The organism is Bradyrhizobium jicamae, from assembly GCF_018130695.1.
Taxonomy (GTDB): Bacteria; Pseudomonadota; Alphaproteobacteria; order Rhizobiales; family Xanthobacteraceae; genus Bradyrhizobium; species Bradyrhizobium jicamae_B.
Genome location: NZ_JAFCJX010000001.1, coordinates 45783 through 69173, shown reverse-complemented (window position 1 = coordinate 69173; position 23391 = coordinate 45783). Strand labels below are relative to the sequence as shown.

Below are 23391 nucleotides of genomic sequence, written 5' to 3'. Positions count from 1 at the left end.
GCAGCGATACCCATCACCTTCGTGCCGCGTAGTGAGATGATGGGTATCGCTGCGCTCCACCCATCCTACGAATCTGTGCGCTCCCGCTGACATTAGACCGCTGATTTGCCCGACGGCGCAAGGCCACTAGGCAAAAATAATCCTCTTTACACGAACTTCGGAATATGCTAACAATGGCGCCGTCTCACCCGACACGAGGGGCGTTTCGCGAACGTCACGAACGTGGGTGGTGATGCGGTGGCCGCCGAGCGTGCACGGACGTGTGCATGTGAGGTGGACGGCGAAGTCGTGTGGGCCTGCCGCCCCGATGTTGGTGGCAAGTCCGTGAGAGGCCCAAAGCCGATCGCGGACGATGGTGGCACAAAAGCAGAGTCTCACCAGGGCGAGCACGTATAAGCCGTAAAACCATCGCGCAGGGAAGGCCGGGATGTCTCAGCCAAACCTGTATGCTCGTGTGCGCAACCTTCTACTCATTGCGCACGAGACCGCGGGTGCGGCGTGCACCCGGTCTTCCCTGCGCCCTCAGTTCTCTAAGGGCGCGAACGAAAAGCAAGACTCGGACAAATCATGTCGCGAGAATGTGGAGTCATACCTCAGTGTCATCGCCCGCGCATGCGGGCGATCCAGTACGCCGGGGCCCATCGGCCCAATCACAGCCGTCTCTGGAATACTGGATCACCCGCATGCGCGGGTGATGACACCATTGGGCTGTTTGACAAATGAGGCCGGGCGAACCTCATTCGTCGTCCTGGCTTTCAGCAGGGCGACGGAGGTGGGCTTGGCCCTCGCTTTTACCCCTCCAAGACCGCCAACCCGCCCTTGACAATTATTTTAAGTATAAAATAATATCCGGCATCGGCTCCCCGGGAATCCTGCGTCAAACAACCCCGGCCGCCGAATCCAACGGGAGATCGCCATGCGGATTGTTTGCATTGGGGGCGGGCCGGCCGGGCTTTATTTCGGCATCCTGATGAAGATGCTGGATCCCGCGCACCACATTTCCGTGGTCGAGCGCAACCGGCCCTACGATACCTTCGGGTTCGGCGTCGTGTTCTCGGATGCGACCATGGACAATATGCGCAAATGGGATCCGGTCACCGCTGACACCATCGAGCAGGCGTTCAACCACTGGGATGACATCGAGGTCCTGATCAAGGGCCGGCGGATGCGCACCTCCGGGCACGGCTTCGTCGGCATCGGCCGCAAGAAGCTGCTCAACATCCTGCAGGCGCGCGCCGAGGAACTCGGCGTCGAGCTGATCTTCGAGCGCGACGTCGACTCCGACCTCGATTTCCCGGACGCCGATTTGATCGTCGCCGCCGACGGGGTCAATTCGAAGATCCGCACCAAATATGCGGAAGCGTTCCAGCCGGACATGCTGATGCGGCCGAACCGCTACATCTGGCTCGGCACCAACCGCCTGTTCGACGCCTTCACCTTCGACTTCCGCAAGACCGAGCACGGCTGGTTCCAGGCCCACATCTACAAGTTCGAGGAGGGCGCCTCGACCTTCATCATCGAGACCACCGAGGAGGCCTATCTCGCGCACGGCCTCGACAAGATGGAGCAGGGCGAGTCGATCGCCTTCTGCGAGAAGATTTTCGCGGAGATTCTCGAAGGCCATTCGCTGGTCTCCAATGCCCGCCATCTGCGCGGCTCGGCCTGGCTGTCGTTCCCGCGGCTGATCTGTGGCAACTGGACCACCTATAACGGCAACAGCCATGTCGTGCTGATGGGCGATGCTGCGCACACCGCGCATTTCGCGATCGGCTCCGGCACCAAGCTGGCGCTGGAGGACGCGATCGAACTGACCAACCAGTTCAAGATTCATGGCACGTCGCGTGAAACCATTCCGGCCGTGCTGAACGCCTATGTGGAGCTGCGCCGGGTCGATGTCGCCCGCATCCAGAACGCGGCGCGCAATGCGATGGAATGGTTCGAGGTGGTCGGCCACCGCTATGCCGACACGCTGGAGCCCGAGCAGTTCATGTATTCTCTGCTGACCCGATCGCAGCGCATCAGCCACGAGAACCTCCGGCTGCGCGACAAGACCTGGCTGGAAGGCTATGAGCGCTGGTTCTCGGAGAAGAGCGGCCTGCCCGATAGCAACGAACGCTCGACGCCGCCGATGTTCACGCCATTCAGGATTCGCGGGCTGTCGCTGCAGAACCGCATCATCGTCTCGCCGATGGCGATGTATTCGGCCGAGGAGGGCGTGCCGACCGATTTCCATCTGGTGCATTTCGGCTCCCGCGCGATGGGCGGCGCCGGGTTGATGTTCACCGAGATGACCTGCGTGTCGCCGGAGGCGCGGATCACGCCCGGCTGCTGCGGCCTGTGGAATGATGCGCAGACCGCGGCATTCAAGCGCATCGTCGATTTCGTGCACGGCAATTCCGGTTGCAAGATCGGCATCCAGCTCGGCCATGCCGGCCGCAAGGGGTCGACCCGGGTGGCCTGGGAAGGCATGGACAAGGCGCTGCCCGAGCACAATTGGCCGCTGGTCTCGGCTTCTGCACTGCCGTATCTCGCCGACGGCCAGGTGCCGAAGGCGATGACGCGCGCCGACATGGACGAGGTGCGCGACCAGTTCGTGGCGTCGGCCAGGCGTGCCGCGCAGATCGGCTTCGACATCCTGGAACTGCACTGCGCCCACGGCTATCTGCTGTCGAGCTTCCTGTCGCCGCTGACCAATCTGCGCACCGACGAGTGTGGCGGCTCGATCGAGAACCGCGCGCGGTTTCCGCTGGAGGTGTTCCGCGCCGTCCGCGAAGTGTGGCCGAAGGACAAGCCGATGTCGGTGCGCCTGTCCTGTCACGACTGGACCGAGGGCGGCAACACGCCCGACGATGCGCTGGAATTCGCAAAGCTGTTCAAGGAGGCCGGCGCCGACCTGATCGACTGCTCGTCGGGCCAGGTTTCGACCGACGAACGTCCGGTCTATGGCCGGCTCTTCCAGACCCCGTTCGCGGACAAGATCCGCAACGAGGTCGGCATCGCCACCATCGCGGTCGGCGCGATCTCCGAGGCCGATCACGCCAACTCGATCATCGCGGCCGGCCGCGCCGATCTCTGCGCGATCGCGCGTCCGCATCTCGCTGATCCCGCCTGGACGCTGCATGAGGCCGCGAAGATCGGCGTCAAGTCGCTTCCCTGGCCGAAGCAGTACCGCTCGGGCAAGCCGCAATATGAGGCCAACCTCGAGCGCGCGGCCGCGGGAGTGAAGGCATGACGCAGTTCTGGCCGAATGCACATGCCCTGGTGACGGGCGCCGGCTCCGGCATCGGCGCCGCCACGGCGGTCGCGCTCGCAAAGGCTGGCGTGCGCGTCAGCGTCGCCGGCCGCCGGCTCGACGCGCTCCAAGCAGTTGCGCGTTCGCTTGGCGATCATGCCGGTGCCATCGCGTCGATCGATGTGACCGACGGGGCGGCGGTGGCTAAGGGCATCGCGGAGATCGAGGCGACGGCGGGGCCGATCGATATCCTCGTCAACAATGCCGGCAAGGCCGGCAGCGCGCCGTTCGACAAGACCGCGTCGACCCTGTGGGGTGACATGCTGGCGAGCAACCTCACCAGCGTGTTCCTGGTGACGCATGCGGTGCTGCCTGATATGGCGAAGCGCGGCCGCGGCCGCGTCATCAACGTCGCCTCGACCGCCGGCCTGACCGGCTATGCCTATGTCTCGGCCTATGTCGCCGCCAAACACGGCGTCGTCGGGTTGACGCGGTCGCTGGCACTGGAATATGCGCGGCGCGGGGTCACCGTGAATGCGGTCTGCCCCGGCTATACCGACACGCCGCTGGTGGCGGAGGCTGCGGCGAACATCGTCGCCAAGACCGGCCGCAGCGAGGACGAGGCGAAGGCCGCTTTGGCAAAGGTCAATCCGATGCAGCGGCTGGTGACCCCTGAGGAGGTCGCCGACACCGTCGTCTGGCTCGCCTCGACGGGTGCAGCATCGATCAACGGACAAGCCGTGGCGGTGGCCGGCGGCGAAGTCTTTACCGGGTAGAGGAAACCACCATGTCTGAGATGAAAGCAAAGCTTCGGCCGTTCAAAAATTATCCGGCAAAGCACTTCAAATGGTCGACCGATGACAGCGGCCGCGTCGCGACCATCACGCTGAACCGGCCCGACAAGAAGAACCCGCTGACCTTCGAGTCCTACGAGGAGCTGCGCGATCTCTTCACCGATCTCAAATACGCCTCCGATGTCCGCACGATCGTGCTGACCGGCGCCGACGGCAATTTCTGCTCGGGCGGTGACGTGTTCGAGATCATCGAACCGCTGACGCGGATGGCGATGCCGGACCTGCTCGCCTTCACCCGCATGACCGGTGAGGTCGTGCGCGCGATGCGCAAATGCCCGCAGATCATCGTGGCTGCGATCGACGGCATCTGCGCCGGCGCCGGCGCGATGCTGGCGCTGGCCTCCGACATGCGGCTCGCGACGCCACAGGCCAAGACCGCATTCCTGTTCACCCGCGTCGGTCTCGCCGGCGCCGACATGGGCGCCTGCGGCCTGTTGCCGCGCGTGATCGGGCAGGGCCATGCCGCCGATCTGCTCTACACCGGCCGCGCGATGAGCGCGGACGAAGGGTTTGCCTGGGGCTTCCACAATCGTCTCGTGCCTGCGGCCGAGCTCGCCGCGGCGGCACAAGAGCTGGCGCGCTCGCTGGCTGATGGCCCGTGGTTCGCGCATGGCGTCACCAAGACGATGTTCAACCAGGAATGGGCGATGGGCGTCGACGAGATGATCGAGTCGGAAGCGCAGGCGCAGGCGATCTGCATGGTGACCGGCGACTTCCGCCGCGCCTTCGAGGCGTTTGCCGCGAAGAAGAAGCCGCTGTTCGAGGGGAATTGAGATGAACGAGACGTTGCAACCCGAAGGCTGGGCCAAGCCGATCGGCTACGCCAATGGCGTCGCCGCACGCGGCAAGAGCATCTTCATTGCCGGCCAGATCGGCTGGAACGGGCAGTGCCAGTTTGAATCGGACGATCTCGTCGCGCAGATCAAGCAGACGCTGCAGAACATCGTCGATGTCGCAGCCGCCGGTGGTGCGGGACCTGAGCACATCGTGTCGATGACCTGGTTCCTGCTCGACCGCAAGGAATACTCCGCGCGGCTGAAGGAGATCGGTGTGGTCTATCGCGACGTGATCGGCCGGCGCTTTCCGGCCATGACCGCGATCCAGGTCTCCGGCCTGATCGAGGACCGCGCCAAGGTGGAGATTCAAGCGATTGCGGTGGTGCCGGATTAATCATGTCGGGCATTCCCGCATTAACCCTTGGGGGCGGATGGCCGCGCGGGAGGACGTCAAGGCGTTGATGCAGCTTGCGGTCGGGTGAGGGGGCGTGCGACTTTAAGCGCGAGCAATTAACCGTCCTGGTGTCAGTGGAGTAAGGACGATGAAGGCGATTATCGTCGGCGGCGGAATTGGCGGCCTCACCACCGCGCTGATGCTGCGCGCGCGCGGCATCGAATGCGAGCTGTACGAACAGGCCGACACCATCCGCGAGCTCGGCGTCGGCATCAACACGCTGCCGCATGCGATCCGCGAGCTGGCGCAGCTCGGTCTGCTCGACCGGCTCGATGAAGCGGCGATCCGCACCTACGAGCTGTTCTACCTGACGCGCCACGGCCAGCAGGTCTGGCACGAAAAGCGCGGGCTCGATGCCGGCCACGAGGTGCCGCAATTCTCGATCCACCGCGGTCGCCTACAGGGCGTGATCCATCAGGCCGTGATCGAGCGGCTCGGCCCCGACGCGATCCGCACCGGCTGCCGGCTCGGCTCGTTCACGCAGGACGAGGGCGGCGTCTCGGCTTACTTCTTCGATCGCAGCGGCGCGCATGTCCACACCGCGCGCGGCGACATCCTGATCGGCGCCGACGGCATTCATTCCAAGGTGCGCGAGACGCTGTTCCCCGCCGAGGGCGGCCCGGTCTGGAACGGGCTGATGCTGTGGCGCGGCGCGACCGACTGGCCGGTGTTTTTGACCGGACGCTCGATGATCATCGCCGGCGGATTGAATGCCAAGGCGGTGATCTATCCGATCGCGGCGGGATCGAGCCCGGCAAGCCGGCTCACCAACTGGGCGGTGCTGGTGCGGATCGGCGACGGCTCGACGCCGCCGCCGCGCCGCGAGGGTTGGTCGGTGCTCGGCCGGCGCGAGGAGATGATGCCTTACGTCGTGAGCTTCTCGATCCCGCAGGTCGATTTCGCCGGCATGATCAAGGCGACGCCGGAATTCTGGGAGTATCCCTGCTGCGACCGCGATCCGCTGCCGTACTGGTCGAGCGGCCGCGTCACGCTGCTCGGCGATGCCGCCCATCCGATGTATCCGGTCGGCTCCAATGGCGCTTCGCAGGCGATCCTCGATGCGCGCTGTCTTGCGGATGCGCTGGCGCGCGCCGAGCATCCGCGCCAGGCGCTGGTCGCCTATGAGCGGCAGCGCCTGCCGATGACTGCCGACATCGTTGCCTCCAACCGCCGCGGCGGACCGGAGGGCGTGATCGACGCCGTCGAGCAACTCGCGCCGCAGGGCTTTACCGACGTCGATACGATTTTGAACTATGAGGCGCGCGAGGCGATCGTGCGCGGCTATGCCGCCAAGGCCGGCTTTGCCGCGCGCGTGGTCGCGCGGCAGCCGTAGTTATTCGAAGAGGAGGGGAGGCCCTCTGACTAACCCTCATGGTGAGCGCGCAAGCGCCGTCTCGAACCACGAGGCCGGCTGGTGGCCACGTCCTTCGAGATGCTTGCTTCGCAAGCTCCTTAGGATGAGGGGACAGAGCGTTAGCCGGGAGGCGGCGGCAGGAAGTGGATGTTGTGCTCGGCGGCGAGCCGCACCACGTCATCCGGATTCTGCTCCCTCATGTTGTGGATCGCCCAGAACAGGTCGTAGAGCCTGCGCGTCGGCGACACCCAGAACAGCGTCTTCGCCGGCTGCTGCGACTTGTTGAAGATGCCGTGCGGCTTGCCCATCGGCAACCGGACGAGATCACCCGAGGTGGCGGATTCGTCGGCGCCGTCGAGGAAGAAGTCCAGTTTGCCTTCGAGGATGTAGAGATACTCATCTTGGTCGGGATGGATATGCGGCGGAACGAAAGTGCCCGGCGGAAAGGTCGCGTGCCAGGAGAAGGAATGTTCGGTGCGGCTCTTCGGCACATAGGTCTGGCCAAGGATGCTCCAGGAAATCCCCTGGATGCCATCATTGGCGCGGGTGATGCCGGCGATCTCGTCTTTCATGGGCGTTGTGCTCCTCTGATTGTTATTTGCTCGCGCAATGCTTACTTGCTGGTGCAATCCTTGGCGTAGCGATCGCCGTAATTCTCGAAGACTTTTTGCACGATCTCGGTCTGGAATTTGCCGTCCGGCCGCTTCGCAACCTTGGTGAGGTAAAAGTCCTGGATCGGATAGCCGTTGGTGTTGAACTTGAAGTTACCGCGCAGCGAGGTGAAGTCCGCCTTCTTCAGCGCTGCCGCGACCGCGTCCTTGTTGGAGAGATCGCCCTTGACGGCCTTCACCGCGCTGTCGATCAGCATCGCGGCGTCGTAGGCCTGCATCGCGTAGGTGCCGGGCACGATGTTGTAGGCGGCCTCGTAGGCGGTGACGAACTTTTTGGTCTGGGGATTGTCGAGGTTCGGCGCCCAGTTCGCCCCGCCGAACATGCCGACGGCGGCATCCTGTTGCGCGGGCAGGGTGGATTCGTCGACGGTGAAGGCGGACAGCACGGGCACGGTGGCGCCGGCCTGCTTGTACTGCTTGACGAGATTGACGCCCATGCCGCCCGGCATGAACGTGAACAGCGCATCCGGCTTCAGCGAGCTGATCTTGCTGAGCTCCGGCTGGAAGTCGAGCGTGTTGAGCGGCGTGTAGGATTCGTCGACGATCTCGCCCTTGTAATCGAGCTTGAAGCCGGCGACGGAGTCGCGGCCGGCCTGGTAGTTCGGCACCAGCAAATAGACGCGCTTGTAGCCGCGGTCCTGCGCGACCTTGCCGAGGATCTCGTGCACCTGGTCGTTCTGGTACGAGGTCACATAGAAAAACGGATTGCACTCCTTGCCGGCGTAGCTGGACGGGCCGGCATTCGGGCTGATCAGGAAGGTCTTGTTGTCGGTGACCGGGCGATGGATCGCCTGCAGGATGTTGGAGAAGATCGGGCCGACCACGAAGTCGACCTTGTCGCGCTCCAGGAGGCCGCGGACCTTGACCACGGCGCCGTCGGGCTTGAGCTCGTCATCGGCGTTGACGACCTCGACGTCGCGGCCGGCCATCTTGCCGCCGAGGTCCTTGATCGCCAGCGCAAAGCCGTCGCGCACCTGCTGCCCGAGCGCCGCCGCTGGCCCGGAGGTCGTGACCAGTACGCCGATCTTGATCTTCTCCTGCGCGCTCGCCGGCATCGCTGCGACGCCCAGCAAGGCCGCGACGGCCGCCAACTTCAGATGTTGTTTCATGTTGCTTCCCTAACCCCTGTCTCCGTACGCGATCGGCAGCTTATTCTGACCGTTGGCGTCGCCGCAAGCGATGTGGCGTTGCGTCAGAACGAAGCCGTCGCTCGCAGGCGGGGCGCATGCAAGCCGCGCGCCAATTGCTTGAAGCTTAAAGAAATTACCCGCGAAAAGCTCGCCGGGCGCCGGATTCCTGTTGCGGCGCGCAGAAAATTGCTTGAAGCTCAAAATGATCGATTTGCCCCTGAGGGCGCCATAACGGACGCGATAGCCGCATGAATCTCGATTCCGAAACCAAAGCCGTCGAACTGCCCGACGACCACGGCACCGAGCTGCGGCTATGGCTGCGACTGCTCACCTGCACGACGCTGATCGAGGGAGAGGTGCGCGGCCGCCTGCGCGAAAAGTTCGACGTCACGCTGCCCCGCTTCGACCTGATGGCCCAACTCGACAAGGTCGCCGACGGCATGACGCTGTCGGATCTGTCGAAGCGGATGATGGTCTCGAACGGCAACGTCACCGGCCTGGTCGAACGCCTCGTCGAATCCGGCCATGTCGACCGCCGCACCTCGGAGACCGACCGCCGCGTGCAGTTCATCCGGCTGACCAAGCTCGGCCGCGCCGAGTTCCGCAAGATGGCCGCCGAGCACGAGAAATGGATCGCCGACGTATTCGCCGACCTGTCGCCGAAGGACATCCGGGAATTGATGCGGCTGCTCGCCAAGGCCAAAGGCTCGGCGCAGCGCTCCGCTAGGGCGCGGACGGCGTAATCCCAAGGAGACGTCGATTCCGCACTTGCGGGAAATTATTTTAAGTATAAAATGATTTCCCGTAGAACGCTGCCGGGCGTGCTCGATATTGGTCTTGCTCAACGGAAGGCGAGGGCGATCGAATGTCAGGTGAATTTCCGGGGCTCGGCCCCTCAGGTCACGTCGACGATTTCTCGCGGCGCAATCTGCCGCCGCTGGAGCAATGGCCGAAGCTGCTGCTCGATCGGCCGGAGTTTCAATACCCTGAATATCTCAATGCGGCAGTCGAGCTGACCGATCGCATCGTCGAGAAGGGGCTGGGCGACAACATCGCGCTGATCGGCAATGGCCGCCAGCGCACCTACAAGGAATTGGCCGACTGGTCGAACCGCCTGGCGCATGCGCTGGTGGAGAATTACGGCGTCAAGCCCGGCCATCGCGTGCTGATCCGCTCCGGCAACAATCCGGCGCTCGTCGCCTGCTGGCTGGCAGCGACGAAGGCGGGCGCGGTCGTCGTCAACACTATGCCGATGCTGCGTGCGGGTGAGCTCACGAAGATCGTCGACAAGGCCGAGATCGCGCTGGCGCTGACCGACAGCCGCATCGCCGACGAGCTGGTCGCCTGCGCCAAGACCAGCAGATTCCTCAAGCAGGTCGTCAATTTCGACGGCACCTCGAACCACGATGCCGAGCTCGACCGGATCGCGCTGAACAAGCCGGTGAAATTCGAGGCGGTGAAGACTGGCCGCGACGACGTCGCGCTGCTCGGCTTCACCTCGGGCACGACCGGTGAGCCCAAGGCGACGATGCATTTCCACCGCGATCTGCTGATCGTCGCCGACGGCTATGCGAAGGAAGTGCTGAAGGTGACGCCGGACGACGTGTTCGTCGGCTCGCCGCCGCTCGCCTTCACCTTCGGCCTTGGTGGTCTCGCGATCTTCCCGCTGCGCTTCGGCGCCACCGCGACGCTGCTGGAGAACGCAGCGCCGCCGGAGATGATCAGGATCATCGAGACCTACAAGGCGACGATCTGCTTCACCGCGCCGACTGCCTATCGCGCGATGATGGCGGCGATGGACAACGGCGCCGATCTGTCGTCGCTGCGGATCGCGGTCTCCGCCGGCGAGACGCTGCCGGCGCCGGTGTTCGAGAACTGGACCAGGAAGACCGGCAAGCCGATCCTCGACGGCATCGGCAGCACCGAGCTGCTGCACATCTTCATCACCAACCGCGTCGGCAACGCGGTGCCGGGCACGACCGGGCAGCCGGTCGGCGGCTACGAGGCCAAGATCGTCGACGAGGACATGAAGGAGCTGCCGCCGGGCACGGTCGGCAAACTCGCGGTGCGCGGGCCGACGGGGTGCCGCTATCTCGCCGACAAGCGGCAGGCCAATTACGTGCGCGACGGCTGGAACATCACGGGCGATGCCTTCGTCAGTGACGAGAATGGCCGGCTGTCGTTCGTCGCGCGTGCCGACGACATGATCATCTCGGCCGGCTACAACATCGCGGGTCCTGAAGTGGAGGCCGCGCTGCTCGGTCACCCCGATGTCGCCGAATGTGCGGTGGTCGGGGTATCAGATGTCGAGCGCGGGCAGATCGTCTCGGCCTATGTCGTGCTGAAGCAGGGCGCGCCTCACGACGATCTCGAGGTCAAGGCGCTGCAGGATCACGTCAAGGCGACGATCGCGCCCTACAAATATCCCCGCGCGATTGCCTTCGTCGAGGCGCTGCCGAAGACCCAGACCGGCAAGATCCAGCGCTTCAAGCTGCGCGAGGCCAGCTGAAGCGCCGGGGTTGGATTAGTGCGCGGCGCCGCCGCCGGTCGCGCCCTTCGGCTTGCCGGTGAGCAGGATCGCGATCGCCGCGAGGATCAGCACGATTCCGATCACGGCAAAGGTGTCGCTGAAGCCGAGCACCAGCGCCTGGCGCTTCACGGTATTGCCGAGCGCGACCAGCGCCTGATGGTGCGCGGTGGCGGGGTCAGTGACGCCGTGCGCCTGGAAGTAGGCTGATATCTCGGCGATCCGGGCGCGCACCTCCTCGCGGCCGAGATCGACGGACTGGCCGATGATGTTGGAGTGGAACTGCTCGCGCTTGGTGACAATGGTCGCGAGCAGCGCGGTGCCGACCGCGCCGCCGAGGTTGCGCATCATGTTGGAGATGCCGGAGGCGGCGGCCGCATCCTGCGGCGCGACGCTGCCGAGGCTGACCGCCGAGAGCGGCGCCAGCATCAGCGCCTGACCGATGGCGCGGACGATGTTCGGGATGAACAGCTGGTCGCCGGAATAGTCGAGCGACATCGCGGTGTTCATGAAGGACGAGACCGCGAACAGGATCATGCCGACGAAGGCAATGAAGCGCGCATCGAAGCGCTGCATCAGCTTGGGCACTAGCGGGATCAGCAGCAGCTGCGGCAGGCCGGTCCAGGCCAGCACCTGGCCGATCTGCTCGGCATTGTAACGCTGCACCTGGCCGAGATAGGCCGGCAGCAGATAGACCGAGCCGAACAGCGCGAAGCCGACGAACACCGCCGAGATGGTGCCGAAGCCGAAGCTGCGCTGGGTCAACAGCCGAAGCCGGATCAGCGGCTTCTCGACCACGAGCTCGATCCAGACGAACAGCGACAGGCTAACGGCGGCGACGATCGCGAGCTTGACGATGAAGGGCGAGCCGAACCAGTCGTCCTTGTTGCCTTCCTCCAGCACCGCCTGCAGTGCCGAGAGGCCGATCGCCATCGTGGCGATACCGAGCCAGTCGCCTTCGCGCAGCAGCTTGAGCTGCATCGGCTGGCGTTCCAGGGTGAAGAACAGGATCGTCACCATGGCTGCGGTCGGGATCACGTTGACGAAGAAGATAGTCTGCCAGCCGTAATTCTCGGTGAGATAGCCGCCGATGGTCGGGCCGATCGCGGGCGCAAAGGTCACCGCGAGCGAGAACATCGCAAGCCCGATCGGCTGCTGCGGCTTCGGCAGCTTGGTGAAAACCAGCGTGAACGCCATCGGGATCAGCACGCCGCCGAAGAAGCCCTGCAGGCCGCGCATCGCGATCATCAAGGGCAGGTCGTTGGTGAAGGCACAGGCGACCGAGAACAGCGCGAACAGCGTGGCGTGCCCGAGCATGATGTTGCGGAAGGAGAACACGCGGCTGAGATAGTCGGTGAGAGGGATCACCACGATCTCGCCGATCAGATAGGACGTCGAAATCCAGGAGCCGTTGTCGACGCCCGTGCCGATGCCGCCCTCGATGTTGAGCAGCGAGGCGTTGGTGATCTGGATGTTCAGGATCGCCATGAAGGCGCCGATCATGGCGGCGAAGATGGCGATCCAGGTGGCGGTGCTCGCGCGGTCGGGATTCGTGGGCGCGGCCGCTACCGCGCGAGGGGAAGGGCTTGAGGCCGGGAGTACGAGATCGGACATGGCATCACCTATTTGACCGAGGCGAACGCAACTTTGGGAGAGGCGGCGGTGGGTCGCGGCGCGTCCGCCGGATGTGACTGCGTGGCGATGGTGGGGATGACCGACATGCCCGGCCGCAACTCGATGGCGGTGCTGTCGAGCGCGATCTTCACGGGAATGCGCTGCACCACCTTGGTGAAGTTACCGGTGGCATTGTCGGGCGGCAGCAGCGCGAATTCCTGGCCGCTGGCGGGCGCGAGGCTGTCGACATGGCCACGCACGGTCTGGCCCGGGAACATGTCGACGGCGATATCGACCGACTGGCCCTTGCGCACGGCGGTGAGCTGCGTCTCCTTGAAATTGGCGATCACATAGGCGCCGGTCGCCGGCACCACCGACATCAGCTGCGTGCCGGCCTGCACGAACTGGCCCGTGCGCAGCGTGCGGTTGCCGACCACGCCGTCGATCGGCGCGATGATGGTGGTGTAGCCGAGATTGAGCTCGGCCTGCTGCTGCAGGGCGTTGGCACGGGCAGATGCTGCAACGGCTTGCGCGATGTCGGCCTTGAGCAGCTCGATCTGGCGGAGTGCGGAGGCGAGATTCGCGGTGTCGCGCGCGACCGCAGCCTGCGCGCTGGCATGGCGCGACTGTGCCTGCTGCGCATTCTGCACGCTGCCGTAACCCGTCGTGGCGAGATCGGTGTAACGCTTGTTCTCCTGCTCGGCAAACGTCTGCGTCGCGCTATCGACCGCGAGCGTCGCGCGGGCGGCTTCGATCACGGATTGCTGCACGTCGAGCTGCGCGCGCTTGCTGGTAACAGCAGCGTCAGCCGCGGCGACGTCGGCCTTGGCTTGATCCAGCGCGACCTTGAAGTCGCGATCGTCGATTCGCGCCAGCACCTGGCCGGCATGGACGCGTTCATTGTCGCCGACCAGCACGTTGCTGAGATAGCCGGACACTTTCGGCGCGATCGTGGTGTTGTCGGCCTTCACATAGGCGTCGTCGGTGGAGACGAGGAAGCGGCCGACGCTCCAATAGTCCCAGCCGTACCAGCCGGCACCCGCGAGTGCCGCGATGGCGACGCCGGCGAGCAGGAGGCGGCGAAGCCTGCCGGTGGCCTTGACGGGGGTGGGGGCGACTTCCGCGGGCTGGATCAACTGCCTGGCGGTATCGGCCGGGACCTGGCTTTCGGCCTTGAAGGAGGTCTGGTGCTGGCTCATGACGGGCTCCCTGGCGTTCTATCTGTCTGACAAGGCTCGGAAATCTCTGGTTTCGCGCCTAGGTCAAATTAGGAAACTTGATATTTTCCAAAATAGAGCGCATATTGGGACTGTCAATGGAATGACAGGCATCATGTAAAAGCATGGCTTGGATGGCGTGATGGTTGCAAAGGATCAGAGACAGCCGGCAGGCGAGTTCGCGACAAGCGAGCGGCGTGGTCGTGGACGGCCGCAGCAGCGTTCCGACGAGGAGACCCGCGCCGTCATCTATGAAGCCGCGCGCCACGAGTTTGCCGCACGCGGCTTTGCCGCCGCCAACATCGCCGATGTCGCGAGCCGCGCCGGCGTGTCGACCAAGACGCTGTATCGCCTGGTCCCGAACAAGATGGAGCTGTTCGAGGGCATGGTGAACGATCGGCTGGACCGCTTCGTCTCAACCGTGAACCTCGGCGCCTGCGACGGCAGCGATATCGCGACCGCGCTGCAGAAGGCGCTCATGGTTTGTGCCGAACTCGTGCTCGATGGTGAGGTGATCGCGCTGCAGAGCATGATCTTGGCCGACAGCGACAAGTTTCCCGTCGTCGCCAAGACCTTCTACAAGAACGCCATGCAGCGCACGCTCGGCGCGTTGGCGGCCTGGCTGCGCATCCAGCAGAAGCGGGGACGGATCGCGCTCGATGACGTCGACGGCGCGGCGGGCATGCTGCTCGGCATGCTCGTGTTCCAGCCGCAGCGCGACGTGATGTATGGACACAAGCCTCCGCCGTCGCATGACGCACTCGAGGCGCGCGCCAAGGCGTGTGCGACGCTGTTCCTGAACGGATGCGCGGTCAGCAGTTGACTAGGACGCGACGTATAAATGCGCTTACTTCGCGGCCTGCGCGCCCGGGCCTTGCGCCAGTACCTGGCGGATCATCCGCGCGAGTTCGGACTTCCTGTAAGGCTTTGGCAGCAACGTCACGCCGGGATCGAGCCGGCCGTGATGGAAGATCGCATCCTCGGTGTAGCCTGACGTGAACAGCACTTTGACGGTCGGCAGCCGCACCAGCACGGCATCAGCAACCTGCCGGCCGTTCATGCCGCCGGACATGATGACGTCGGTGAACAGCAGATCGGGGACGAAGCCGTCGTCGATGATCTTCACGGCTTCAGGACCGTTGGCGGCGACGACGGCGTGATAACCGAGCTGCGCGAGCTGGGCGCTGACATAGTTCCTGACCAGCGGATCGTCCTCGACGACCAGGATCGATTCATTGCCACCGCGGGTCTCCACAAAGGCAGGCGGCTCCTCATAGGCCGTCTCGCCGGTGCTGCGCGGCAGATAGAGCTTGATGCTCGTGCCGTGGCCTTCCTCGCTGTAGATCTTGATGTGGCCGTTCGACTGCTTGACGAAGCCGTAGACCATTGAGAGCCCAAGACCCGTGCCCTTGCCGGTGTCCTTGGTGGTGAAGAACGGCTCGAACACCTTTTCCTTCAAGGTCTCGGGGATGCCGGTCCCGGTGTCGCTGACGGCAACCATGACATATTCGCCCGGCCGGGCCTCGACATTGGTCGCGGCATAGGCCTCGTCGAGGATGACGTTGCCGGTCTCGAGCATCAGCTTGCCGCCCTCGGGCATCGCGTCGCGGGCGTTGACGGCAAGGTTGAGCAGTGCGGTCGCCATGTGGTTGGGGTCGATGAAGGCCGGCCAGGCGTCGGGCTCGAGCGAGGTCTCCACCTCGATCTGCTCGCCAAGCGACGGGCGGAGCAGGCGCGCGGTGTCCTGCACCAGCGCATTGAGGTCGGCCTCGCGCGGCTGCAGCGGCTGCTGGCGCGAGAAGGCGAGCAGATGTTTGGTCACCTCGGCGCCGCGGCTTGCCGCGTCCAGGATCATGCGGGCGATCGAGGAAAGGCCGGGATCGTGCGCCACGGCATCGGCGAGGATGTCGATCAGGCCGGTGATCACGGTCAGGATGTTGTTGAAGTCGTGCGCGATGCCACCGGTGAGATGGCCGACCGCCTCCATCTTCTGCACCTGGCGCAGCTTCTGCTCGGCCTCGAGCTGCTCCTTGGCCGCCTCGACCTCGCGCGCACGCATATAGATCTCGGCTTCCATCTGCTCGGTGCGCTCGCGCAGCTCGAGCGCGATCTTGTCCTGCTCGGCGCCGCGTTGCTTGAGCTGGATGAACTCGGTGACGTCCTCGACGCGGTGGATAATGTAGCTGAGGTGGCCGTTGGCTGCGAGCACCGGCGAGTTCCGCGGGCTCCAGAAGCGCACCTCGAACCCGCCGCCTTCAGAGGTCGGTTTGCGGATGTCGTATTTCTGCACCGCCATGGTGTCGGCGCGGCGGAACTGCACGACGCGCTCCAGCGAGGCGCGCAGGTTACGGACACCGTCTGCCGCGGGATCGTCGGGATTGTCCGGAAACACCTCGAACAGCCAGCGGCCGAGAATCGCGTCACGCTCGGTCTTGGTCGCGCGCAAATAGGCTTCGCTGACAGCAACGATCCGAAAGTGGGGTGCCGTCAGCACCAGATAGAGACCGGGAGCCGCCTCGAACAGCGCCCTGAAGTCAGGCTCGGGCAGGGACGGGATGTCCAGGCGATCCTCCTCAATAGGAATCGGCCACGACAATCTGTCGCACGCGTATGGGTGGAGCGCAATGGCCCGCCCGCGCGTCCATGGGGTGTTGGTTAGCGGATACACAGGACAAGGATTAACATCCGAGATTGTTTCCAGCCGTTTACACAGCGCGGAACCGAAACCGGCGCGTGGGACCCTTGCAGTGCAGCCATCCTCGGGACGGATGGCAACGCGCGTGCCGCGCGCAGGTGAAAGAACGAAAACGCGTCACGCGCGCAATTCTGGAATCCTTCTTGGAGTCTCTCTAAGAGCCCTTCTATTAGAGGAATCCCCATCCCTCACGTAAGCGTCGACTCCAACGACACGCCGTCCGTCGCGAGGACGACGTGACAGGGATTCGTTGGACTAAGAGTTGGGGTAGGGCGCGTTGAACACTCTTCACATGTTGCGGATCGCCACGCTGGCGACCGCGTCCGCCTTGGCGATGTTGCCGCGGGCATCGTCAGCTCAAGGCACATCGTCGCCGTCTGGCGCGCAGTCGTTGCCGCCGGTCACGGTCACGCCGCCGGAAGCGCGCCGGCGTCCCGTTGCTGCGGCACCGCGCCGCACGCAGCGCGCCGCGCGGTCGGATGCACCGCGTGCACTGAGGCCGGTTGCTGCGCGCAATGTCGGCTTTGTCGAGAGTCCGCGCGGCCCGATCCAGGGGTATGTCGCCAATCGCAGTTCCACGGGAACCAAGACCAACACGCCGATCATGGAGACGCCGCAGTCGGTCTCGGTGATCGGCGCCGATCAGATCCGCGACCAGAAGCCCGGCAAGCTCGACGAGACGCTGCGTTATTCGGCGGGCGTGGCCGCCGGCACCTTCGGCGCCGACACCCGCAACGACTGGTTCCTGATCCGCGGTTTCAAGTCGGACGACGTCGGCATGTTCCTCGACGGGCTGCAGCTGTTCTACACCTCCTATGCGAGCTGGAAGCTGCTGCCGTTCAACCTCGAGCGCGTCGAGGTGCTGCGCGGTCCGTCCGCTGTGCTCTATGGCGGCTCCAGCCCGAGCGGCATCGTCAACGCCATCAGCAAGCTGCCGCCGGCCGAGCCGATCCGCTACGTCGAGACCGGCGTCAACAATTTCGGCAACGCCTATCTCGGCTTCGATTTCGGCGGTCCGGTGCCGACGGCGCCGCAGAACGGTCAGCTGTTCTACCGTGTGGTCGGCCAGGTGCAGAACGGCGGCACGCAGGTCAATTTCACGCCCGACAACAATTACTCGATCGCGCCGTCGGTGACGTGGAAGCCGGACATCGACACCACGCTGACGATCCTTGCTTCCGCCACCAAGACCGAGACGCGCGGCATCAACTTCCTGCCCTATGTCGGCACGGTGACGGATGCGCCGTTCGGCCGCATTCCGACAAAGCTGTTCGTCGGCGATCCCAGCGTCGATTCCTTCCGCCGCGAGCAGGAGATGATCGGCTACCAGTTCGAACGCAACCTCTCCGACAATGTCACGTTCCGCCAGAACGCGCGCTTCGCCCATGTCGACGTGACCTATCAGGGCCTGATCGGCAACGGCTATTCCAACATCGCGACCGGCGATCTGTCGCGCTACATGTTCTTCGCGCACAACACCGCCAACCAGGGCAATCTCGACAACCAGGTCGAATATCGCTTCGACACCGGACCGGTGAAGCACACCGCGCTGTTCGGGCTTGACATGAAGACCTACCGGATCGACGACTTCCAGGGCTTCAGCTTCGGCTGGCCGTCGATCAACGCGCTGAACCCGGTCTATACGTCGCTGCCGGGCTGGTCGGGGACGCCGTTTCGCAACTTCATCATCAGCCAGCAGCAGCTCGGCGCCTATCTGCAGGACCAGATCAAGTTCGGCAATTTCACGCTGGTGCTGAGCGGCCGCAATGACTGGGTGTCGCTGAGCCAGGATGACCGCCCGACCGGCGTCACGCAGTTGAACCGCACCGACAGCAAGTTCAGTGGCCGCGCCGGGCTGATCTACAATTTCGACAATGGCGTCGCGCCCTATGTCTCCTATGCGACGAGCTACAACCCCGTGATCGGCGTCAACGCGTCGAACCAGCTGCTGTTGCCGGAGACCGGCGAGCAGACCGAGGTCGGCGTCAAGTTCCAGCCGAACGGCTTCAACGGCCATTTCACCGCGGCCTGGTTCGACCTGAAGCGGCAGAATGCGCTGACCACCGATCCGAACAACGCGCTGCTGCAGACCCAGAACGGTGAGGTGACCTCGCGCGGCTTCGAGCTGGAGGCGGTTGCAAACGTGATGCCGGGTCTGAAGCTGATGGGAGCCTTCACGACCTATGATCTCTTCATCAGCAAGGATCTCAACCCGGCGCTGATCGGCAAGTCACCGACCAACACGCCGCACCAGGTGGGCTCGGTCTGGGGCGATTACACCTTCCAGGACGGGCCGCTGCGCGGCTTCGGCTTCGGCGGGGGCGTGCGTTACGTCGGCTCGTCCTACGCGGACACGGCCAACACGCTGCGTGTGCCTTCGGTGGTGCTCGGCGATGCCGCGATCCATTACGAATGGCAGGGTTGGCGCGCGGCGCTCAATGTCATCAACATCGCCGACACGACTTACGTCGCGAGCTGCGCCTCGGCCACCGCCTGCTTCTATGGCGACCGGCGGCGCATCACCGCCAGCCTCGGCTACAAGTGGTAAGGAGGCACGACTGAAGGCGCGCACCGTCAGGATCTGGTCGCTGGTTCATACCTGGACCAGCCTGATCTCGACCATTTTCCTGCTGCTCTTGTGCATCACCGGGCTGCCGTTGATCTTTCACCACGAGATCGACGAGGCGCTCGGCTATGCGCCGCAGCCGGAGGCCGCGGCCGGCCGTCCGCACGCGCCGTCGCAAACCATTGTGCAGGCTGCGCTCGCGGCCGATCCCGGGCGTGTGATGCAATACGTCTCCTGGGACAAGGACGAGCCGGGCATTGTCATCACCTTCACCAACACGGCGCCCGACGGCAACCCCGACGACACCACGCTGCGCGCGTTCGATGCGGTGACGACGAAGCCGCTCGGCAAGGTCGGCGTCGGCCCGATGGTGATTGTGTTGAAGCTGCATGTCGACATGTTTGCGGGCCAGCCCGGCAAGCTGTTCCTGGGCGGCATGGGTCTGCTGTTCGCGGTCGCAATCGTCTCTGGCGTGGTGCTCTATTGGCCGTTCACGCGCCGCCTGCGCTTTGCCACCATCCGCGACAAGTCCGCGCGCCGTGTGGCCTGGCTCGATTGGCACAATCTGATCGGCGTCGTCACCATCGTCTGGGCGCTGGTGGTCGGTCTCACCGGCGTGGTCAACACCTGGGCCGAGCTGATGCTGAACCAGTGGAAGGCGACCGAGCTTGCCGACATGGTCAAGCCCTATGCCGGCAAGCCGCCGCCGACGCATCTCGCCTCGCTCGACGATGTCGTGGCCCGCGCACGACAGGCCGCGCCGGGCATGGAGGTCGCCTTCGTCGCTTATCCCGGCACGCCGTTCTCCTCGTCGCATCACTATGCAGCCTTCATGCGCGGCGATACGCCGCTGACCTCGCGGCTGCTCAAGCCTGTGCTGCTCGACGGCGAAACCGCGGAGGTCTCCGACACCCGCGCGCTGCCGGCGTATCTGCAGGCGCTGTTGATCTCGCAGCCGCTGCATTTCGGCGACTACGGCGGCATGCCGCTGAAGATCATCTGGGCGCTGCTGGATGTGCTGACGATCATCGTGATCGGCAGCGGACTCTATCTCTGGTTCGCGCGGCGGCGGAAGCGGGGGCGGAATACCGTACCCAGCGAGCAGGTGGCATTGGCGCGATGACAGCCGGGAAGCATCGGCCGCGCTGGACCGCCGTGTTCGGCGCGCCCCTCATCGTCGGCGTGCTGTCGCTGGCCGGGCTGCTCTCCGCGCTGCTGGCGGGCGATTTCGGTCGCTATTTCTGCTGGATTGCGGTCGCATTGCCGGTCGCCATCGTCACGATCGTCTGGCTACGCCCCAGGTTTCGCCGGGACTGAAGCGCGCCGGGCGGCCCGCCCAAGTTGATCTGGCCGGGATTACGTGGCAATTCAAGAAGATGGCCCTCGCGAACCCGGCTCGAGATCGATGAAGGTGGTGATCCTGGCGGGCGGCCTTGGCAGCCGGATCGCCGAAGAGACGACGGTCCGGCCGAAGCCGATGATCGAGATCGGCGGCCGGCCGATTCTCTGGCACATCATGAAGATCTACAGCCATTACGGCTTCAACGACTTCATCGTCTGCCTCGGCTACAAGGGCTATCTGATCAAGGAATATTTCGCGAACTACTTTCTGCACATGTCGGACATCACGTTCGACATTGCCGGAAACGCGATGGAGGTGCATCGCCGCAGCGCCGAGCCGTGGCGCGTGACGGTGGTCGACACGGGTGACGCGACCCAGACCGGCGGGCGGATCAAGCGGGTGATGCCGTATTTGAAGGGCGACGACACGTTTGCACTGACCTATGGCGACGGTGTTGCCGATATCGATCTCAATGCGCAGCTTGCCTTCCACAAGGCGCACGGCCGTCTTGCAACGGTGACCGCGGTGCGGCCGGCAAAACGTTTTGGCGCGATCAGCATCGAGGGCGACCGCGTCGTCGCCTTCGAGGAAAAGCCCGACGGCGACGGCGGCTGGATCAATGGCGGCTTCTTCTTGCTGTCGTCGGAGATCGGCAATCTGCTGCAGGACGACGACACCGTCTGGGAGCAGGCGCCGATGCAGCAGCTTGCGCGCGACGACCAGCTGCGCGCCTTCGTGCATCGCGGCTTCTGGCATCCGATGGACACGCTGCGTGACCGCACCTTCCTCGAGGAGCAGTGGAGCAGCGGCAACGCCAAATGGAGAATTTGGTGATCGACGCCGCGTTCTGGCAGGGCCGCCGCGTTTTCCTGACCGGGCACACCGGATTCAAGGGCGGCTGGACGGCGCTGCTGCTGCATCGGCTCGGCGCCCGCGTCGCCGGATTTGCGTTGCCGCCCGATGGCGAACCGAATTTATTCTCGCTCGCGGATCTCGCCGGTGGCCTCGATCACCGCATCGGCGACCTCAGGGACATCAGCGCGGTGACATCAGCGGTCGCAGACTTGCAGCCCGAGATCATCCTGCACATGGCGGCGCAGCCGCTGGTTCGCCGGTCCTATGCCGATCCCGTCGAGACCTACGCCACCAATGTGATGGGTACGGTGCACCTGCTGGAAGCCGTGCGACGGACGCCGTCGGTCAGGGCCGTCGTCGTCGTGACGTCAGACAAGTGCTACGAGAACACCGGATCGACCGCAGGCTATCGCGAGGACGATCGCCTCGGCGGCCACGATCCCTACAGCAACAGCAAGGCCTGCACCGAGCTCGTCACCGACTCGTTCCGACGCAGCTTCTTCTCGGCGCCCGGTGCCGCAGGGATCGCGACCGTGCGCGCCGGCAATGTGATCGGCGGCGGCGACTGGGCGGTCGATCGGCTGGTGCCGGATGCGATGCGCGCGTTCGCCAAGGGCGAACCACTGGTGATCCGCAATCCCTACGCGGTGCGGCCCTGGCAGCACGTGCTGGATCCCGTGCTGGCCTATCTGGTGCTTGCCGAGCGGCTGTTGCGGGGCGAGGCCGTGGCCGAGGCTTGGAATTTCGGGCCGGCTGCCGAGAGCCATGTCCCCGTGGCTGCCGTCGCAAGCCAGTTGGCGGAATTATGGGGACAGGGCGCGAGCTGGCGCGCCGCCGCTGACGATCATCTGCACGAGGCGGCGTATCTCGCGCTCGATTGCAGCAAGGCGAAAGCGCGGCTCGGCTGGTCGCCGCTGATTTCGCTCGACGATGCGCTTGCGAAAACGGTCCAATGGTATCAATCCTTCAGAGACGGCCGGTCGATGCGCGCCGTGACGCTCGACCAGATCGAGCAGGTCATGACGGTGTCGCCGGCCCTCACTCAACAGACGCGGTGAAGCAGAATGGCCTATCAAGATGATTTCCGGTTGCTGATGATCTCGGCGATGTACGAGAACGGCGGCAACACCACGCACCGATTCCTGGACGGCCATCCGGAGCTCCACGTCTATCCCTTCGAGTCGCAACTCGGCAATGCGCGGCAGACCGACTTCCTGTCCTCGCTCTATCCGTTCAAGTACCGCTATCCGGATTTCCCGATGGGGGCGTCCGCCGGTGATTGCTACGAGCTGTTCTTCGACGAGGAGTTCAAGACGGTCGCGCGCAATCCCAACGCCAGCAAGTTCCGCAACGCGGATTTTGAGATCGACGAGAAGCTGCGCAAGAAGCTCTATATCTCGATCATCGAGAGGGAAGGAATGTCGCGCGGCAATCTCGTGGCGGCGTTCTTCGAGGCGACGTTCAAGAGCTGGCTCAACCTCAACAAGTCCGGTCGCGAGACCGCCTGTGTCGGCTACAGTCCGGTGATCGGCTTCGACGCCGATCGCATCCTCGGCGATTTCCCGAAGGGCCACGTCATCCATGTCGTCCGCAATCCCTGGTCCGGCTACGCCGACACCATCAAGCGGCCGTTCCCGCTGTCGATCGAGCGCTATTCCTGGACCTGGGCGATGATGCAGCATCACGCGCTGGTCTATGCCGGAAAATTCCCGGATCGTTTCCACATCCTGCGCTTCGAGGACCTGGTCGCCGATCGCCGCGCCACCATGGGCAAGCTCGCCGAGCAAGTGAAGATCGGCTGGGACGACAACCTGCTGGAGCCGTCGTGGAACGGCAAGACAATGGATCAGGTCTACCCGTGGGGCACGATCCGCACGCCGACCACGGAAGCGAACATCGCGACGATGAACGAACTCGACGCCAGGCAGAAGGCTGCGATCAAGTCCATCACTGCATTGGTGCTGCCGCATTTCGGCTACGACAAGCTCGCCTGACGCATAGCAGCAGTGGCGCAAATCTCCGATCAGCCGCTGGTGCTTGGACGGGCGGAACGCCGCGACATCTTCTTCCTGAAGTCGGACATCGCCCTTGCCGATCCGCTGCT

General features: G+C 64.5%; 20 protein-coding genes. 15 read left to right on the top strand and 5 right to left on the bottom strand.

The features are described 5' to 3' along the window. Positions 1 to 916 precede the first annotated feature (916 nt). The 5 genes from JQ604_RS00290 to JQ604_RS00270 all read left to right on the top strand — a co-directional run bounded on the left by JQ604_RS00290 (position 917) and on the right by JQ604_RS00270 (position 6649). Positions 917 to 3232 (top strand): bifunctional salicylyl-CoA 5-hydroxylase/oxidoreductase, encoded by a 2316-nt coding sequence (locus JQ604_RS00290; RefSeq protein WP_212351832.1) that lies wholly within the window; start codon positions 917 to 919, stop codon positions 3230 to 3232. After that, complete coding sequence (locus JQ604_RS00285) at positions 3229 to 4008, top strand: SDR family NAD(P)-dependent oxidoreductase (RefSeq protein ID WP_212351830.1); 780 nt, start codon at positions 3229 to 3231, stop codon at positions 4006 to 4008. Before JQ604_RS00290 ends, JQ604_RS00285 begins: the two co-directional genes overlap by 4 nt. An 11-nt stretch (positions 4009 to 4019) precedes the next feature. Next, the gene (locus tag JQ604_RS00280) at positions 4020 to 4859 is read left to right on the top strand and encodes an enoyl-CoA hydratase family protein (RefSeq protein ID WP_212351828.1); all 840 of its coding nucleotides are present in this window, start codon (positions 4020 to 4022) and stop codon (positions 4857 to 4859) included. Between the two features lies 1 nt (position 4860). Then, the gene (locus JQ604_RS00275) at positions 4861 to 5256 is read left to right on the top strand and encodes a RidA family protein (protein ID WP_212351825.1); all 396 of its coding nucleotides are present in this window, start codon (positions 4861 to 4863) and stop codon (positions 5254 to 5256) included. Between the two features lie 148 nt (positions 5257 to 5404). Next, positions 5405 to 6649, top strand: a complete 1245-nt coding sequence (locus tag JQ604_RS00270; protein ID WP_212351824.1) for a flavin-dependent oxidoreductase — start codon at positions 5405 to 5407, stop codon at positions 6647 to 6649. 140 nt (positions 6650 to 6789) lie between these two features. Here the strand turns inward: JQ604_RS00270 and JQ604_RS00265 are convergent, their stop codons facing one another. Together JQ604_RS00265 and JQ604_RS00260 are read right to left on the bottom strand one after the other, a co-directional pair. After that, positions 6790 to 7242 (bottom strand): cupin domain-containing protein, encoded by a 453-nt coding sequence (locus tag JQ604_RS00265; RefSeq protein ID WP_212351822.1) that lies wholly within the window; start codon positions 7240 to 7242, stop codon positions 6790 to 6792. 41 nt (positions 7243 to 7283) lie between these two features. Then, the gene (locus tag JQ604_RS00260; RefSeq protein ID WP_212351820.1) at positions 7284 to 8450 is read right to left on the bottom strand and encodes an ABC transporter substrate-binding protein; all 1167 of its coding nucleotides are present in this window, start codon (positions 8448 to 8450) and stop codon (positions 7284 to 7286) included. Between JQ604_RS00260 and JQ604_RS00255 the strand changes: the two genes are divergently transcribed. The 3 genes from JQ604_RS00255 to JQ604_RS00245 all read left to right on the top strand — a co-directional run bounded on the left by JQ604_RS00255 (position 8439) and on the right by JQ604_RS00245 (position 10980). After that, positions 8439 to 8723 (top strand): hypothetical protein, encoded by a 285-nt coding sequence (locus JQ604_RS00255; protein ID WP_212351818.1) that lies wholly within the window; start codon positions 8439 to 8441, stop codon positions 8721 to 8723. The genes JQ604_RS00260 and JQ604_RS00255 overlap by 12 nt on opposite strands. Then, positions 8720 to 9214, top strand: a complete 495-nt coding sequence (locus JQ604_RS00250) for a MarR family winged helix-turn-helix transcriptional regulator (protein ID WP_212351816.1) — start codon at positions 8720 to 8722, stop codon at positions 9212 to 9214. The genes JQ604_RS00255 and JQ604_RS00250 overlap by 4 nt, the downstream gene beginning before the upstream one ends. A 122-nt stretch (positions 9215 to 9336) precedes the next feature. Then, positions 9337 to 10980 (top strand): AMP-binding protein, encoded by a 1644-nt coding sequence (locus JQ604_RS00245; protein WP_212351814.1) that lies wholly within the window; start codon positions 9337 to 9339, stop codon positions 10978 to 10980. A 15-nt stretch (positions 10981 to 10995) separates the two neighbouring features. On the opposite strand, the gene JQ604_RS00240 is transcribed toward JQ604_RS00245, so the two are convergent. Both JQ604_RS00240 and JQ604_RS00235 read right to left on the bottom strand, forming a co-directional pair. Further along, on the bottom strand, positions 10996 to 12612 hold the full coding sequence (locus tag JQ604_RS00240; RefSeq protein WP_212351812.1) for a DHA2 family efflux MFS transporter permease subunit: 1617 nt from the start codon (positions 12610 to 12612) through the stop codon (positions 10996 to 10998). 8 nt (positions 12613 to 12620) lie between these two features. Beyond that, positions 12621 to 13811, bottom strand: a complete 1191-nt coding sequence (locus JQ604_RS00235; protein WP_212351810.1) for an HlyD family secretion protein — start codon at positions 13809 to 13811, stop codon at positions 12621 to 12623. 160 nt (positions 13812 to 13971) lie between these two features. Here JQ604_RS00235 and JQ604_RS00230 point away from each other — a divergent pair, with 160 nt between their 5' ends. After that, positions 13972 to 14652, top strand: a complete 681-nt coding sequence (locus JQ604_RS00230) for a TetR/AcrR family transcriptional regulator (RefSeq protein ID WP_212351803.1) — start codon at positions 13972 to 13974, stop codon at positions 14650 to 14652. A 24-nt stretch (positions 14653 to 14676) separates the two neighbouring features. Here JQ604_RS00230 and JQ604_RS00225 read toward each other — a convergent pair whose 3' ends face one another. Then, positions 14677 to 16425: an ATP-binding protein gene (locus tag JQ604_RS00225; protein WP_249157885.1), complete on the bottom strand. Its 1749-nt coding sequence runs from the start codon at positions 16423 to 16425 to the stop codon at positions 14677 to 14679. A gap of 391 nt (positions 16426 to 16816) precedes the next feature. Between JQ604_RS00225 and JQ604_RS00220 the strand changes: the two genes are divergently transcribed. The 6 genes from JQ604_RS00220 (at position 16817) to JQ604_RS00195 (ending at position 23281) form a co-directional block, all read left to right on the top strand. After that, the gene (locus JQ604_RS00220; RefSeq protein ID WP_212351801.1) at positions 16817 to 19072 is read left to right on the top strand and encodes a TonB-dependent siderophore receptor; all 2256 of its coding nucleotides are present in this window, start codon (positions 16817 to 16819) and stop codon (positions 19070 to 19072) included. Next, complete coding sequence (locus JQ604_RS00215) at positions 19026 to 20213, top strand: PepSY-associated TM helix domain-containing protein (RefSeq protein ID WP_212351800.1); 1188 nt, start codon at positions 19026 to 19028, stop codon at positions 20211 to 20213. Before JQ604_RS00220 ends, JQ604_RS00215 begins: the two co-directional genes overlap by 47 nt. Next, entirely contained in the window at positions 20210 to 20407 is a 198-nt protein-coding gene (locus JQ604_RS00210; RefSeq protein ID WP_212351798.1) for a hypothetical protein, read from the top strand. Before JQ604_RS00215 ends, JQ604_RS00210 begins: the two co-directional genes overlap by 4 nt. A gap of 88 nt (positions 20408 to 20495) precedes the next feature. Continuing rightward, positions 20496 to 21266: a glucose-1-phosphate cytidylyltransferase gene (rfbF, locus tag JQ604_RS00205; RefSeq protein WP_212351796.1), complete on the top strand. Its 771-nt coding sequence runs from the start codon at positions 20496 to 20498 to the stop codon at positions 21264 to 21266. Beyond that, on the top strand, positions 21263 to 22345 hold the full coding sequence (gene rfbG / locus JQ604_RS00200) for a CDP-glucose 4,6-dehydratase (protein WP_212351794.1): 1083 nt from the start codon (positions 21263 to 21265) through the stop codon (positions 22343 to 22345). Before rfbF ends, rfbG begins: the two co-directional genes overlap by 4 nt. A 6-nt stretch (positions 22346 to 22351) precedes the next feature. Continuing rightward, positions 22352 to 23281 carry a sulfotransferase gene (locus JQ604_RS00195; RefSeq protein ID WP_212351793.1) on the top strand — a complete coding sequence of 310 codons (930 nt, stop codon included), beginning with the start codon at positions 22352 to 22354 and terminating at the stop codon, positions 23279 to 23281. Positions 23282 to 23391: the final 110 nt, after the last annotated feature.

Coding starts and splice junctions, on each gene's coding strand:
- JQ604_RS00290 (WP_212351832.1), top strand. CDS start 917: ATGCGGATTGTTTGCATTGGGGGCGGGCCGGCCGGGCTTTATTTCGGC.
- JQ604_RS00285 (WP_212351830.1), top strand. CDS start 3,229: ATGACGCAGTTCTGGCCGAATGCACATGCCCTGGTGACGGGCGCCGGC.
- JQ604_RS00280 (WP_212351828.1), top strand. CDS start 4,020: ATGTCTGAGATGAAAGCAAAGCTTCGGCCGTTCAAAAATTATCCGGCA.
- JQ604_RS00275 (WP_212351825.1), top strand. CDS start 4,861: ATGAACGAGACGTTGCAACCCGAAGGCTGGGCCAAGCCGATCGGCTAC.
- JQ604_RS00270 (WP_212351824.1), top strand. CDS start 5,405: ATGAAGGCGATTATCGTCGGCGGCGGAATTGGCGGCCTCACCACCGCG.
- JQ604_RS00265 (WP_212351822.1), bottom strand. CDS start 7,242: ATGAAAGACGAGATCGCCGGCATCACCCGCGCCAATGATGGCATCCAG.
- JQ604_RS00255 (WP_212351818.1), top strand. CDS start 8,439: ATGTTGTTTCATGTTGCTTCCCTAACCCCTGTCTCCGTACGCGATCGG.
- JQ604_RS00260 (WP_212351820.1), bottom strand. CDS start 8,450: ATGAAACAACATCTGAAGTTGGCGGCCGTCGCGGCCTTGCTGGGCGTC.
- JQ604_RS00250 (WP_212351816.1), top strand. CDS start 8,720: ATGAATCTCGATTCCGAAACCAAAGCCGTCGAACTGCCCGACGACCAC.
- JQ604_RS00245 (WP_212351814.1), top strand. CDS start 9,337: ATGTCAGGTGAATTTCCGGGGCTCGGCCCCTCAGGTCACGTCGACGAT.
- JQ604_RS00240 (WP_212351812.1), bottom strand. CDS start 12,612: ATGTCCGATCTCGTACTCCCGGCCTCAAGCCCTTCCCCTCGCGCGGTA.
- JQ604_RS00235 (WP_212351810.1), bottom strand. CDS start 13,811: ATGAGCCAGCACCAGACCTCCTTCAAGGCCGAAAGCCAGGTCCCGGCC.
- JQ604_RS00230 (WP_212351803.1), top strand. CDS start 13,972: ATGGTTGCAAAGGATCAGAGACAGCCGGCAGGCGAGTTCGCGACAAGC.
- JQ604_RS00220 (WP_212351801.1), top strand. CDS start 16,817: ATGTTGCGGATCGCCACGCTGGCGACCGCGTCCGCCTTGGCGATGTTG.
- JQ604_RS00215 (WP_212351800.1), top strand. CDS start 19,026: ATGGCGACCGGCGGCGCATCACCGCCAGCCTCGGCTACAAGTGGTAAG.
- JQ604_RS00210 (WP_212351798.1), top strand. CDS start 20,210: ATGACAGCCGGGAAGCATCGGCCGCGCTGGACCGCCGTGTTCGGCGCG.
- rfbF (WP_212351796.1), top strand. CDS start 20,496: ATGAAGGTGGTGATCCTGGCGGGCGGCCTTGGCAGCCGGATCGCCGAA.
- JQ604_RS00195 (WP_212351793.1), top strand. CDS start 22,352: ATGGCCTATCAAGATGATTTCCGGTTGCTGATGATCTCGGCGATGTAC.